The sequence below is a fragment of the Fervidicoccus sp. genome, from assembly GCF_049967375.1.
In the GTDB taxonomy this organism is placed as follows: Archaea; Thermoproteota; Thermoprotei_A; order Sulfolobales; family Fervidicoccaceae; genus Fervidicoccus; species Fervidicoccus fontis.
In genome coordinates, this window is record NZ_JBMFSV010000002.1 from 13270 (window position 1) to 26233 (window position 12964).

Here is a 12964-nt window from a genome sequence, read left to right on the forward strand (position 1 = left end):
ATAATTTTAAAATTTAAAAAGATAAGTTATGCCTTTTTTTGAGAAGCAACAAGTAATGAATTTATGGAAAATTTTCTATATAATGCATAAACAGATAATATAATTATAAACATGGATAAGGAAGCGGCTATCGGCAGAAGCCTTATCCCGAAAGGAGTATAGTTGAGTAGGAGGCCTATAAGGGGGACGACAGCGAGAGAAAGCCCTATGCTCAAAGCCAATCTCTCCAAAGGAGATAAATCCCCCTCACCTGGATACAGGGCTTCAACCAATGAGTACCCAGGAAGGAAAAGCACAAAAATGCTTCCAAAGATATATCTCAGTGGCATTAATATGCTTAAAAAGTTTGTCACATATATCAGAGTCAAGGATACCAAAGTAAATGACAATACAGTCCAAAACCATAAAGAATATTCCATTCTAGTTATATAGTTTGAAAACTTAAGTGGGGGGTTAGGATCAACTAGATATATATTTCTGCTAGAGAACTCATTAAATACTTCTTTTTTTAATTCAAATTCAGTCTTTTTATTCTTCTTTTTCCTTGCAATATAATCCTCAAGTGTTTCTTCCAAGCTACCCACCTGGAAAAGTTATGTTTACATAAAGGTGATTCCAAATTCCTGTATACTGCCACTCATTTGTCGTTAAGTTGTATATCCAGAGCTCGAATATTAAGGCTACGCTCGTTTCATTATTATTAGCGTATACAGGTACACTCACGTGAAATGTTTCATTGTCATCATTATTGAGAACCCCCCTCCAATTCTTTATTGCTAGTGATGAAGATGGAGTAGTATTAGTCGGAATTGTAAGGTTGTTGCCTATTTTATAGACCACTTCATAGTATATAGGATGGCCCATATGATTATATACGAAAAGACAAAGGTTCACATTTGTTCCGTTAACTACAGTTGAGGGGTAGCTTCCTATTTGGCAGTTTTGGTCTAACAGGCCTAATGCAGTAAATGGCTCTTCAGATGATGGTCTTATTATCATAGCGACTCCAAGAACTGATCCTACTACGATTATAGCCAATATAACTGCAAAAACTTCTTCATCCATAATAAAGCTCATTTTTTCTTCACCAACCACTTTCTCCTACTGCGATACCAAATGCTCAAGTAGATCCGTGGCAGAAATACATAAGTCAAAACTGGTATAGATAATAAAAGGATGATTTCTATAATCTTCAATGCTATTATTTTATAATAATTGCTTTCTGCACTAGGCATAAGTGCTGATATGTTCTCCTGCAATTGAGATATAATTAAAGATGATGCCGTAATGTTTCCTTCCTGCTCAAGCTTTACTGCATAGTTCAGTTTATTTACAAGCTGAGATACATTCACACCATGATCATATAAGTAAACAATTTCACCCAGCAACTGAGTGATTGTACTATTTGTCCCGATTACATCTTCGCTACTTTGAGAACTTACAATAATAAAGGGAGAAATGATCACTATTAGTAATATAATTACGCTATAAACTTTGTAAGCTTTCATTTTTCTAGACCCTTCCAACTTATAACTTTCACGCCAAGCTTTTCAATTTTCTTTTTTGCTAGCGAATAGCTTGTAAATATCCTATAAGCATCCTCAATGTCAACCTCATCTTTCCAAGGCGAGTCTGGAGTGATAACAACAGCATTGTATCTTTTAATCCTGGATATTAAGTCTAAAATTCTTGAAGGGTCGTGAAATATATTTGAAACGAATATTGCAGTATCTGAACTACTACTGAGCTTTTCTCCTTTCTCATCAATAAGTAAAGAACCTTTATAGAACCTCGAAAGAATTTCATAAAGTTCTTGGAGCGTAAGCGGATAGACGTATTCGTGAAGCTTCATATCCTCTACTGGAACAATTTTCTTTTCTAAAATTTTCCCAGTCAAATAACCTAAAAGTTTGAGGGGACTATCGAATCTCATAACCTTACTGCTGTCGTTTTCATAAAGCTGAATATCATTAATTCCTTCTTCATATATAAGTTGAGAAATAGAGAGAATTGATGAAGCCAAAAGATCACAGTTTCTCAACCCTGCACATGTATAGTCAACCAGTAACATAACTGAGCCGTGAGGGTTTTCACCATATTCTCTAATAATAAGCCTCAAGTTTTTCATGCTGGACTTCCAGTCAATTCTCTTTGGAACATCTCCGGGCTCAAAGAATCTGTTTCTTATGTACTCCCCGCTTCTGACATTTGGAATTAGAGCGATACCTTCCCCGAGATAGGTCACTTCAAAATAAGATGTTTTTCCAGAAGAAGCTAACCCAAGCAATCTGAGTCCTCTAACAATCCATACAAGCGTCTGCGGGAGAACTTTAATAGCAAGCTCTCTTTCAAAGCTTTTTTCAAGCCTGAATACATCAAATATAGATGACTGAAATATGTTGCCTGAAATTATATCATACTCACCTGAGGAATTAAAAAGAAGCTTAGCAGAGATGCTTACCTTATCTCTAGCTTTCTTGATTTCTTCAACTTTAACAAAGCTGGAAAAAATTGCCTCTTTGAAATTTTTGCATTTATCTATTTTAATGTTTATTTTTGGAGTTTCGTAAACTAAAAACTTCTCACCAGCTTTAACATCCTTTATGTTCACTTCACATTTTTCTCTTCTCAAAAGGAAAGCTTGAAAAAGAGATGCTACGAGCAAAAAACAGAAAATGAGAAAAACTGAAAGAATAACTATCGATCGAGAAACTAAATACAGAGAGAAGAGAGATAGAGAAGAGAAGAAAATAGGAAAGAAGCCCTTACCGATTTTTATCTTCAAACCTTCGGCACCTCAACTTTTTCCAGCACAGAGGATATGATATTTTCAGACGTTACATTCTTCAGCTCAGCTTCTGGATTGAAAAACAGTCTGTGCCTAAGTACATATCGAGCGATTTTCTTTACGTGATCGGGAGAAACATAATCATTTCCCTCTAAAAATGCGAGTGCTCTGCTTCCTTTGAAAAGCCAAACGGATGCTCTTGTGCTAGGTGCGATCGCAAACATATCTTCTTTCTTTCTCAACTCTCCTACTATAGATGCTATGTACAGCTTAATCTTATCATCAACATAGACTTTCTTTATTTCCTCCTGTAGCATTAGGATGTCCTTTATTGAAAGGATCGGAGAAACGCTTGTGCTTTTTATCACTTCATCGATTGCATCTACTTTATCTAAAACCTCTTTCTCCTTATCTGTTTCCAAGTAGTTAGTTATATATGAGAAGGCGAACCTATCGAGCAGAGTGGGGGTAAGCGGATAAATTCCTACCTCGCTTTTGGTCATCTGTGTAGCTATGAAGAGGTTTGGCCTTGGCAACTCCTTTGTAACCCCTTCTATGCTTGCTCTGCCTTCCTGCATTGCTTCTAAGAGTGCGCTTTGAGTTCTCGGCGATGCCCTATTGAGCTCATCGATAAAAATTACGTTCGCAAAAATGGGTCCTTCTCTAAATATCCATTCTCCTTTCCCTATATCGTAGAAGAATCCCCCTAAAATATCGCTTGGAAGCATATCTGGAGTCATCTGAATTCTCTTAAAAGTTCCCCCTATAGATAAAGCAAGTAATCTAGCTGTCAGCGTTTTTCCAGATCCAGGAGGACCTTCGATCAGCACATGACCTCCGCTAAGTAATGAGATAGAAAGAAGTTCGAATAATTCTTCATATCCAATAATATATGACCTTAAAAATTCAATCACGTTCCTTAATTTTTCATCAATCTTCTTACTCATTTTTATCTGCCTCTTTCATGAGCTTGATTAATACATCCTTATTCCACTCAGGGTGCACTTTCAGGATTTTTTCTAAATTTGATTTTTTCTTAGTTCTTTTTTTAACTAAATTAATATATATGTAATTTCCAACGATATATGAAGCTAGTACTGAAATAAGAGCTAAAGGATAAACAATAGAGGGCAATATCTGGGAGAAAAAGTTAAAAGTATTTGTCCTCAATACATCATAATTGTTCACATACCATTTATCATCTATTAAATAGGGAATTTTTCCGCTTATAAGAATAGTAGCCAACTTATGGTTGTCGCCCAAGTTGAGCATAGAATTAATGAATGGGCTAGAATCCGAAAAAACATAGACTACTCCTTTTCCAATATTTTGCATATATGCAATACAGAAGGGACCTTTAGGGTAGCCGTTTAAATATTTTCCCGTGAGGTTGAGATCAAGATAGCTGAAGTAAGAGCTTTCACCTATGCAATTAAGGTTGCTATTTTGTGAGGTTATAACAGTAGCATAGTTGTAGTAAACATTCAGAGTTGTACCATTTACATTTACTTTTACTATTGGAAGCTGAAAGCTCTTATACATAAACAGCGGATCCCCTAATAAACTGCCATTCAATATTCCGTTTAAATTCATTATCTTAATAAGTTCATTTGATGTCCCAAAATCATCCATTATAACTAACTCTCCCCCGTTTTCCACATAGCTGAGAATTTCCATTCCTTCTTGCTCTGTAAAATTCTTGCTTGGACCTATTAAAAACACGACAGTTCCCTGCTTCAAATTGTTCAACGAATTTATAGGTATAAGTGTTACGTTAAATTCATGAACAAAGTCTGCTAAACCATTGTAAAGCGGATTGTATGGAGAAAAATCGCTGGTAGAAGGAATAATGTAAATTGAAAATAAAGCTATAATAAGGAATAAAACTGTCCCCAAGATGATGTAGTTTTTCATTTTTTCTTCCTCAGCAACTCGATTAAAGCTTTGACCTTTATTGAAACCTCTTCTTTCAATTGGGTATACTTAACTCCCCCATATATGACCTTTTCAATTTTGAAAATAAGTTCCTCAACTAGCAAGTACGTCTTTTCATCGATCCTCTCCTTGATTGCAGAAAGATACTCTCTAAGCGTCATCCAGCCTTCCATCTTCACTTTGCTTATCATTTCTAGAGCTTCGAAAAATTCTCCTACAATCCCTTTATTTCTCAGATTTGTCCCAGAGCTTGATTCTTCGGCTTTTTCCTTTTTATTTTCAGCTTTTCTCACAGAAGATGTCGATCTAGCTAAAGGAATTGCTACTGCAAAGGCTCCCGCTAAGGTTGAAAAAATCGCCAGTGAGTTGTAAGAAGGTATGCTCTCTTCTAGATATACTTCCTTATATGAAGGATTTTCGGGGTCGACTATAATATTCACAACAACTTTGCTGTTAATATAGGAAAGCGGTATTCTAAGTATTATACTATTTCCTTGAACTATTGCATTTATTCCAGGTGAAGCTACAACGTATATGTCAAATGGTATTGTGCTATTGATTCTTATTTCGTAAGTCTTTCCAGAAAAAATTTGCTTAGGAATAGAAATGTTTAATTGAAGCGATTCTTTATAAACGGTCAGATTAGTAGACCAAGAGGTAGGCGCTAATTCCCCGTTAGGTAGAGAGTTTACGATAAGATTGTATATTCCCTCTTTAGCAGTTGCTGGTACTTCGAGAAGAATTCTACTCTCTTTTTCATTAGTAGTAAAAGTAAGGTTCCATAAGTTTGAGGTTAAATTAAACTCTAAGATATAGTTGCTCTTAACGTCCAACTCAATAGTGCTTCCTGGAGTCACATATGTAGAATTTAAGGTTATAGAAACTTCAGGAACTATATAGCTTACTGTAACATTATATATTTGAGAAGAAGAGTAAGCATAGATATATTTATCGTTGCCAGAAGGTATAAACTCTGAATATATTTGCACGCATGGCTGATAACTAGTGATTTTTTCATCTAAATTATATTGACCTGAACTGTTGGTATAAATAGTATAGATCTTCGCTCCAATATGAATCAGCACTTCTCTATCGCTTAAAGGATTGCCGCTCTCTTCAGTTAGAGAGCCCTGTATTGAAACTTTTTCTCCCCAATTTACGTTTAAAGGAGAAACATTAATTGAAATTTTCGTTGGAATCAAATTTTGCCTGTTTTCTATTTCTTCTTTCAGAGTCAAGATCTTCTCAAATAATGAATTTATTGCGGAGCCTATTCCATTGAAAGTATTGGTAACTCTAGAAGATGATATCGGAAGAGAAGAATAAAGTTCTAGCAGCTGTATATAGGTGGCATTTGCATTTGCGAGAGTAAATAAAGCCTGTCCCAAAAGGTTATCAGCATCTGAAAACCTATTATTCTGTATCAAAACAGTAGCATTGCTTATCATAAGCTTGGTCAGATTTAAAGAGTCCAGTATATTGCTTAAGAGTTCGTTTCCTCTCTGAAAAATGTACATATATGTTGAGGGAAAGCTAGATTGCAAAATATAAGTTAAATTTTGCTCAGCAGAAGAAAAATCCAAGCTTCCTATGCTATTAGAAATAATCGAATATGCATTTAGAAGATCAAGTACATTGCTGTCCTCAGAAATAGTCGCAGGATCCACCTGTCTTGGAATACTCTCCGCGATAGGAGAAAGAGAAGTAATAAATATAATAAGCATCAGAAACATAGATAGCTTCTTCATATTATCACTTCATATATTCTTATTGAAACAAATATAGCAAAGACTGCTATGAGAATTATAAAAAGCCAATCTCTTCCCTTTCTCCTAGGCCTAACTACAGCCTTGAGAACTGCATACTCCAATACAAACATAGATATATATGCATCTATTCTCGTTTCCCCTAAATAAGAAAAGGAGAATACTGTGAGGGTTATGAATAAAGATAGCAATGTGTTAAAGATGCGGTCTCTGCTTATCGTTCTATGCTCACCTTGATTATCTTATAGTTTTCGCTCTCGTCAAAAGAAACTACAGAAGCCTCTCCTTTCAATATAGAAGCAATTGATCCTAAAATCAGACCGTAAAATCCTCCAAATGCCTTCGCAGTCCTCAAAGGATCCTTTATAAGTGTCCCGTAAACTTTAACAGAATATATATCATTACCCTCAGCACATTCTATCTTATCAGCAACATTAAGCTTTTCAACTAACACAAAATCAGCAGCTGAACAAAAAGAAGTATTACCCTCTATAATTTCTCTATTTATAGGAGATTCTAAAGATAAGACCGTTTTTCCATCAAGCACTGAAATTAGAAAATTTGGAGGTTCATCGGGCGCTTTCTCTAAAGATCCTTCAGAAAGAAATAAGTATACTTTTTCTCCGTATGCTACAAACTTATTAAAAGAGCTTATCCTGAAAGTCTCTAGCAAAGATGCTATGTTAGAAAATTCCGAATATAGCATAAGCGATAAGTCTTTTGAGACCCAGCTTTCTTCTTCAGGAGTAAGAAACATAGAAGCTCCTAATATTGAGATTCCAACGAAGAGAGCAGTGAAAGGTGTATTTCTTGTGAGCAAAAATATAAAGATAGCTGCAGGTATTCCGCTGATCATCAAAGATAAGCCTATTCCCCTATATATATTCATTACTTTACACCGACTATCTTAGGTATGCTGTTTATTTAGAATAGATTTTTGTTTCTAATTTAATATCAAATAAAAAATTCTTCCGCTTTTAAAACTATTCTTAAAATGGAGTTACCTTATTTTTCTTCTCCCTGTGCATTACCTTCGCTCCGCGTTTTCTGCTCCACATTCTGCTCCTGCTCTAATTTCTTAAGCTCCTCATCTATCTCCTTCTCTATCTCCTCTATAGGCTTTGGAGGAGGAGTTGTTGCGAGAGTGTATCCTATCCATCCAACGATTCCGAATATCCCTAATATAGCTATGAATGCCGTCAGCTCAATAAGTATTCCTGAGTAGCTCGTTAAAAATAGTATGTACCCGTAGAGAACTATTACTATTGCGGAAACCGAGATAAGTAGAATGCCTATATACTTGTCCTTTGACATTTTTCTAACCTCATTAGGTATATTAATTTTAAATAAAAAAATAGTTTGTTTTATTATTTAAAATTTTATTTTAATATGAAAAGAAGCCAAGGCATTCCGATTGCAATAAAGATTACATAATAGATAATCCCAAAAATCAGCCCAAGTTTCCAGAAGTCGTTTCCTTTTATGTATCCACTGCCGTAGTAAACAGGGGCAGGACCTGTAGCATATGGCGAGATAATCCCCATTATCCCTAGTGTATAGGACAGCGCGTATGCCGCAACGACTGGATTCATGCCGGAGATCCCCATTGCAGTAGCTAAAAATATTGGAAATAGAGCTGTCGCATGTGCAGTTAGGCTTGCAAACATGTAGTGGAGCCAATAAAATAGAGACACTATAACTATTAATGCTATTGTTGGACTCATCCACCCAATGCTGGTAGCTATTTCTTTTCCGACATAGCTGACAAAACCTACCCTAGAAAGCCCATCAGCCAATGTAAATAATGTAGCGAACCAAACGAGCGTGTTCCAAGCTGATTCATACGTAAGTACATCCTTCCATGAATATACGTTTGAAAGCAGCGAGAGAGCTACAACTAGTAAAGCAACTGCAGTCGCATCTATGTAATTTGATCCAACTATCCACAAAACTAACGCCAATATAACTTCTATCAGAAAGGCAATTTCTCTTCCTTTAATCTTGCCCATCTTGTTTAGCTCTTCCTGTGCCCATTTTGGAGCTTCTGGAGATTCCTTGATCTCGGGGGGGTATATCTTGAAAATCAGATAAGGAGTTATAATAAATAGAAATATACCTACAGGGGCAAAGCCAATGAACCAGGTGATCCAGCTGAATTGAATTCCTTGCTTGGCAGCCAGAGACTGAACTAATACGTTTGGTGCAAGCCCTGTTAGAAACATGCTGCTAGTTATACATGTAGCAGCAAATGCGGTCCACATAAGATAGGAGCCAATTTTCTTCTCTGTTCCTTCACGTGGGCTTGAACCATACATCGGAGGAATATTGGATACTATGGGGAATATTGTCCCACCACTTCTAGCCGTATTTGAAGGCATAAAAGGTGCTAAAACTAAATCGGAAAGTGCTATAGCGTAGCCCAAGCCTAATGGTTTTTTTCCGAGGTATTTTATGAAAATTAGGGCAATCCTTCTTCCTAAGCCTGTTTTTGAATACCCTAAAGCGAAAAGGTATGCTGCAAATATCAGCCAAACAATGCTATTGGAAAAACCTGTGAGCCCCCAACTAATGCTACTGCTCGGACTAGAATAAACAAGCCTTGCAACTACGGCTACTACTACTCCGATCAAGCTTATAGCAGCTATAGGCATAGGCTCAAGTATGATCGCCGCGATAACTGTGGCAAAAAGGGCGAAGTAATACCATGCATTAGAGGTGAGCGCAGATGGATGCGGAATTATTGCAATAATTATTCCAATTATAATAGGAATAATTGCTTTAAGTAATTTTTCCCTATCCACTAAAACCACTATTTAATTCTTGGAAGATAATTATAATTATAAAAAGCCCATCTCTTTTAATTTTTTCTCTAATTTTTCTCCGGTAACTCTCCCATTCATTATAGACTCTTCAAGGATTGCATCAGATAAGTTATTTCCACGCGTATCTATAGAGACAATGAGCGGACCGAACTCTTTTACTTTCAATATCCAAAGAGCTTCAGGCATTCCCAGATCTTCCCATTTAACGTCTATTACTTCCTCGACCTCGCTTGCTCCCAAGACCCCACAGCCGCCTGGAAATATCGCATAAATCGCTTTATGCTTGCTACATGCATGCGCGGTCTTTTTCCCCATCCCGCCTTTACCTATTATTATTTTTACCCCCGTTTTCTCAATGAACTCGTCTTCATAATACTCCATTCTCCTGCTTGTAGTTGGGCCTATTGATATGCACTGCCATTTCTCTCCTACTTTTTTCATAACAGGTCCTGCATGAAGAATTGCGAGGTCTTTTAAATCTATGGGCAATGACTCGCCATCAATTAAAAATCTCTTATGCACTGCATCCCTTGCCGTTACTAATATTCCGCTAAGGTAAAACATATCTCCTATTCTCAATTCTTCTAATTGAGAAGAATCAATAACCGGAGTTTTTATGATTATTTTACTTTCAGAGCTCAATTTTCACACCTCTATGCGAATATATTTCATAAGAAAGATCTGGCATTATTCTGATCCAACCTTTTCTAAGAGCCCAGCAGGATGTGCTTACACCAACTGCTAATGTTGCAGGATGCCTACCTGCGTATTCCACGTGAACTTCACCGATACTTGTTTTCCCTCCAAGCCCTTGAGGACCGAAGCCTAGATTATTCAACTCTTCTTCCAGAAACTCTTCAAATTTAGCTATTTTAGGATTGATATTTCTTTCTCCCATTTTTCTCAGCAACGCCTTTTTAGAAAGCATTGCCGCTATTTCGGATGTCGCACCTATACCAACTCCTACGACCATAAGCGGGGGGCAAGCCGGCGGTCCATAACTAGAGACTACATCTATGACATACTTGGCAATACCGCTCCATCCTTCAGCAGGGTCAAGCGTTCTCGCGCTACCTGGCCTGCTCGCTCCCCCACCGGCAAGATAAAGCTGAACATCAGCATAATCGGAATTTTCCTCTATTTCTATTTCAATCCATGGAATTTTAGGTCCAGTATTATCTCCGCTGTTCTTCTCTGTTGAAGGATCTACAACGTTAGGTCTCAGAAATCCGTTCTTAGTACTAATAACTGTGCCTTCCCTTATTGCTTTAAGAAGCATTGATTTATATGGGAAGTTTTCTCCAAATTTGACAAAAAACTCCAAAACACCGGTATCTTGGCAGAGAGGAGCTTTCCTCTCCAATGCCAAACTTAGATTTTTCTTTACAGCTTCATAGACCAACTTTCCAACATCGCTCTGCTCCTTCTCAATTAGCTCGTTAAGCTTTTCATTGACATCGTCCGGAAGCTTTATAGCGACGACATTTATGAAGCCGCTGAGTATTTTTACAAGCTTATTGAAACTCTCATTTAATTCCATGCTCGCTACTCCCTCCTATCTTCTATTATTCCATTTTTAATTGCAATATTCATGTATTTTTTAGGCCTTTCTATCATCTCTCTTATTTCCCTTTCGAGCTCATTTTTTGAAATCTTTCTTCTAGCCAAACCCAGATCAATAGCTTTCAGGGCAACTGCCAAAGCCTCTTGAACGTAAAGCTCCATCTCATCCATTGATGCAATTATTCTATCCTTGCTCAGACCGGTCTTTTCCGTATAATCAGCGATAGCATACGCTGCAGCTAAGAACATATCATCGTTCATCTTCTTTGCCCCAACTGAAAGAACACCTCTAAATACAGCGGGAAAGCCAAGACTATTATTTACCTGATTTGGAAAGTCGCTCCTCCCCGTAGCTACAATTTTCGCACCTGCCTCTTTAGCTTCCCAAGGCCATATTTCAGGTATTGGATTGGCCTCAGCAAAAACTATAGCATCTTTATTCATCTTGCTGACCCACTCCTTCTTTATGGTTCCGGGTCCAGGAGCCGATGCCGCTATTACTACATCTGCACCATTCATGGCTTCTGGGATTCCTCCCCTAATTTCAGGAGAGGTCTCCTCTGCAACTTTGAAAAGCCATGGATTCCTATCTTTTTCCCTTTTTATGTCGTCTCTCTCAGGATGAACTATTCCGTTTTTATCAACAGCTATGATGTTTTTTGGATTTGCACCAGCTACCTTCAAATATCTATATGTAGCCATGTTTGCAGCTCCAATTCCTACAAGCACAATTTTTGTATCCTTTATTCTTCTCCCAGTAAGCTTCAAGGCATTTATTAAAGCGCTAAGTATTACCAAAGCCGTCCCTTGCTGATCGTCATGCCATACAGGTATGTTTAATATTTCCTGCAACCTTTCAAGGATGTAAAAGCATTTTGGAGATTCGATGTCTTCTAAATTAATCGCCCCAAAGGTTGGCTCTAAAGCCTTCACAACTGCTATAAATTTCTCCGGATCTCTTTCTCCTAAAACCAATGGTATTGCATCTACTCCTCCAAGATACTTAAATAAGAGGGATTTGCCCTCCATTACAGGTAAGCCTGCACTAGGACCAATGTTACCCAATCCAAGAACCCTGGTCCCATCGCTTATGACTGCGGCATAATTCCACCTTAAAGTATATTCATAAGAGAGATCTTCGTCTTTGTTTATTCTTTTGCACGGTTCTGCTACGCCAGGAGTGTACCATATACTAAAATCATCTAGGCTAGTAATAGGAACCTTAGGCAAAACTTCAATTTTTCCCCTATATGACTTATGAAGCTTTTCAGAAATAGAAGCCCAATCTTTTTTCTCTCCTCTGCTCATTTTAATACACTTCAAAGTTTTTTGATTACAAATTATTATAACTTTTTAAATATATATTTGTATCAAAAATTTTCTGGAACCTCGTAAAAACAACCGAAAGCCCAGCTTTTCAAGGCAGAATGATTTTTAAATATTTTTAAGATTTTATCTTTAGAAAAAAGATCTCTGACCGCCCTCTCTGTTCCGTATATGTAAGATGTAAAAACGAATAGATGCAAGGAACCTCTCGCTCTTTAGGACAGGGAAGAGGAGAGTTTTTGATTATGGTGGAAACAGCGAAAAGGTTATCTTAAAAACAAAACAATTTTCTAGTTTTTTCATTAATTTTTAAGCGTGGAGGTCATACGATAATTATAATACTTTCTCAATAAATAAAAAATACATGAATTTAACGAGGCAATTGCCATGAAAAGAATGAGAAGGGGCAGAGGCTGCTGGAGAGGACGACCTCCTATAGATATAAGGAGTTCAATGAAAATTGAAGAAATTACTTTTCTTCCCATAAAAGAGGTAAAGGGTCTGAGCGAAGAAAATGCTGTAGAAATTTATGATTATGAGCTTGAAGCTTTAAAGCTTATTCATATCGATAACCTAACTACAGATGAGGCTTCTTTAAAAATGGGTATATCGAAAGCGACCTTCTGGAGAGTTCTTGAAGACTGCAGGTTTAAAATTGCAATGGCTTTATTGGAGCAAAAACCTATTAAAATTGTTTCAAAATCGCTTGAAGAAAAGGCATAAGTAATAGCAAAAAATTTATTAACTTTTGAAATATATTTCAC

General features: G+C 36.9%; 15 protein-coding genes. 1 reads left to right on the forward strand and 14 read right to left on the reverse strand.

The genetic code is table 11. The features are described 5' to 3' along the window. Positions 1-26: 26 nt before the first annotated feature. The 14 genes from ACP5SL_RS00635 to ACP5SL_RS00700 all read right to left on the reverse strand — a co-directional run bounded on the left by ACP5SL_RS00635 (position 27) and on the right by ACP5SL_RS00700 (position 12182). Positions 27-584 carry a DUF1616 domain-containing protein gene (locus tag ACP5SL_RS00635; RefSeq protein WP_014557670.1) on the reverse strand — a complete coding sequence of 186 codons (558 nt, stop codon included), beginning with the start codon at positions 582-584 and terminating at the stop codon, positions 27-29. Further along, entirely contained in the window at positions 577-1077 is a 501-nt protein-coding gene (locus ACP5SL_RS00640) for a DUF1616 domain-containing protein (RefSeq protein WP_148683556.1), read from the reverse strand. The genes ACP5SL_RS00635 and ACP5SL_RS00640 overlap by 8 nt, the downstream gene beginning before the upstream one ends. Further along, positions 1074-1508, reverse strand: coding sequence for a hypothetical protein (locus ACP5SL_RS00645; RefSeq protein ID WP_014557672.1), 435 nt, complete (start codon positions 1506-1508; stop codon positions 1074-1076). The genes ACP5SL_RS00640 and ACP5SL_RS00645 overlap by 4 nt, the downstream gene beginning before the upstream one ends. Next, positions 1505-2785 carry a DUF58 domain-containing protein gene (locus ACP5SL_RS00650; RefSeq protein WP_148683557.1) on the reverse strand — a complete coding sequence of 427 codons (1281 nt, stop codon included), beginning with the start codon at positions 2783-2785 and terminating at the stop codon, positions 1505-1507. Before ACP5SL_RS00650 ends, ACP5SL_RS00645 begins: the two co-directional genes overlap by 4 nt. Continuing rightward, positions 2782-3735: an AAA family ATPase gene (locus tag ACP5SL_RS00655; protein WP_428228026.1), complete on the reverse strand. Its 954-nt coding sequence runs from the start codon at positions 3733-3735 to the stop codon at positions 2782-2784. Before ACP5SL_RS00655 ends, ACP5SL_RS00650 begins: the two co-directional genes overlap by 4 nt. Further along, positions 3728-4702, reverse strand: a complete 975-nt coding sequence (locus ACP5SL_RS00660) for a DUF4350 domain-containing protein (protein ID WP_014557675.1) — start codon at positions 4700-4702, stop codon at positions 3728-3730. The genes ACP5SL_RS00655 and ACP5SL_RS00660 overlap by 8 nt, the downstream gene beginning before the upstream one ends. Continuing rightward, positions 4699-6471 (reverse strand): hypothetical protein, encoded by a 1773-nt coding sequence (locus ACP5SL_RS00665; RefSeq protein WP_428228027.1) that lies wholly within the window; start codon positions 6469-6471, stop codon positions 4699-4701. The genes ACP5SL_RS00660 and ACP5SL_RS00665 overlap by 4 nt, the downstream gene beginning before the upstream one ends. Beyond that, entirely contained in the window at positions 6468-6602 is a 135-nt protein-coding gene (locus ACP5SL_RS00670; RefSeq protein ID WP_014557677.1) for a hypothetical protein, read from the reverse strand. Before ACP5SL_RS00670 ends, ACP5SL_RS00665 begins: the two co-directional genes overlap by 4 nt. Before the next feature lie 101 nt (positions 6603-6703). Continuing rightward, positions 6704-7378, reverse strand: a complete 675-nt coding sequence (locus ACP5SL_RS00675) for a hypothetical protein (RefSeq protein ID WP_014557678.1) — start codon at positions 7376-7378, stop codon at positions 6704-6706. Between the two features lie 116 nt (positions 7379-7494). Next, positions 7495-7803, reverse strand: a complete 309-nt coding sequence (locus ACP5SL_RS00680) for a transcriptional regulator (protein WP_014557679.1) — start codon at positions 7801-7803, stop codon at positions 7495-7497. A gap of 65 nt (positions 7804-7868) precedes the next feature. Continuing rightward, on the reverse strand, positions 7869-9290 hold the full coding sequence (locus tag ACP5SL_RS00685; protein ID WP_322741384.1) for an anion permease: 1422 nt from the start codon (positions 9288-9290) through the stop codon (positions 7869-7871). A gap of 36 nt (positions 9291-9326) precedes the next feature. Then, positions 9327-9953 (reverse strand): L(+)-tartrate dehydratase subunit beta, encoded by a 627-nt coding sequence (gene ttdB, locus ACP5SL_RS00690; protein ID WP_428228028.1) that lies wholly within the window; start codon positions 9951-9953, stop codon positions 9327-9329. Further along, positions 9943-10851 carry a fumarate hydratase gene (locus tag ACP5SL_RS00695; protein WP_428228029.1) on the reverse strand — a complete coding sequence of 303 codons (909 nt, stop codon included), beginning with the start codon at positions 10849-10851 and terminating at the stop codon, positions 9943-9945. The genes ttdB and ACP5SL_RS00695 overlap by 11 nt, the downstream gene beginning before the upstream one ends. A 5-nt stretch (positions 10852-10856) precedes the next feature. Continuing rightward, positions 10857-12182, reverse strand: a complete 1326-nt coding sequence (locus ACP5SL_RS00700) for an NAD(P)-dependent malic enzyme (RefSeq protein ID WP_193803588.1) — start codon at positions 12180-12182, stop codon at positions 10857-10859. 405 nt (positions 12183-12587) lie between these two features. Between ACP5SL_RS00700 and ACP5SL_RS00705 the strand changes: the two genes are divergently transcribed. Beyond that, a complete protein-coding gene (locus tag ACP5SL_RS00705; RefSeq protein WP_014557685.1) occupies positions 12588-12923 on the forward strand; it encodes a DUF134 domain-containing protein in 336 nt (111 codons plus the stop codon). Positions 12924-12964: the final 41 nt, after the last annotated feature.

Coding starts and splice junctions, on each gene's coding strand:
- ACP5SL_RS00640 (WP_148683556.1), bottom strand. CDS start 1,077: ATGAGCTTTATTATGGATGAAGAAGTTTTTGCAGTTATATTGGCTATA.
- ACP5SL_RS00645 (WP_014557672.1), bottom strand. CDS start 1,508: ATGAAAGCTTACAAAGTTTATAGCGTAATTATATTACTAATAGTGATC.
- ACP5SL_RS00655 (WP_428228026.1), bottom strand. CDS start 3,735: ATGAGTAAGAAGATTGATGAAAAATTAAGGAACGTGATTGAATTTTTA.
- ACP5SL_RS00660 (WP_014557675.1), bottom strand. CDS start 4,702: ATGAAAAACTACATCATCTTGGGGACAGTTTTATTCCTTATTATAGCT.
- ACP5SL_RS00665 (WP_428228027.1), bottom strand. CDS start 6,471: ATGAAGAAGCTATCTATGTTTCTGATGCTTATTATATTTATTACTTCT.
- ACP5SL_RS00670 (WP_014557677.1), bottom strand. CDS start 6,602: ATGTTTGTATTGGAGTATGCAGTTCTCAAGGCTGTAGTTAGGCCTAGG.
- ACP5SL_RS00675 (WP_014557678.1), bottom strand. CDS start 7,378: ATGAATATATATAGGGGAATAGGCTTATCTTTGATGATCAGCGGAATA.
- ACP5SL_RS00680 (WP_014557679.1), bottom strand. CDS start 7,803: ATGTCAAAGGACAAGTATATAGGCATTCTACTTATCTCGGTTTCCGCA.
- ACP5SL_RS00695 (WP_428228029.1), bottom strand. CDS start 10,851: ATGGAATTAAATGAGAGTTTCAATAAGCTTGTAAAAATACTCAGCGGC.
- ACP5SL_RS00700 (WP_193803588.1), bottom strand. CDS start 12,182: ATGAGCAGAGGAGAGAAAAAAGATTGGGCTTCTATTTCTGAAAAGCTT.
- ACP5SL_RS00705 (WP_014557685.1), top strand. CDS start 12,588: ATGAAAAGAATGAGAAGGGGCAGAGGCTGCTGGAGAGGACGACCTCCT.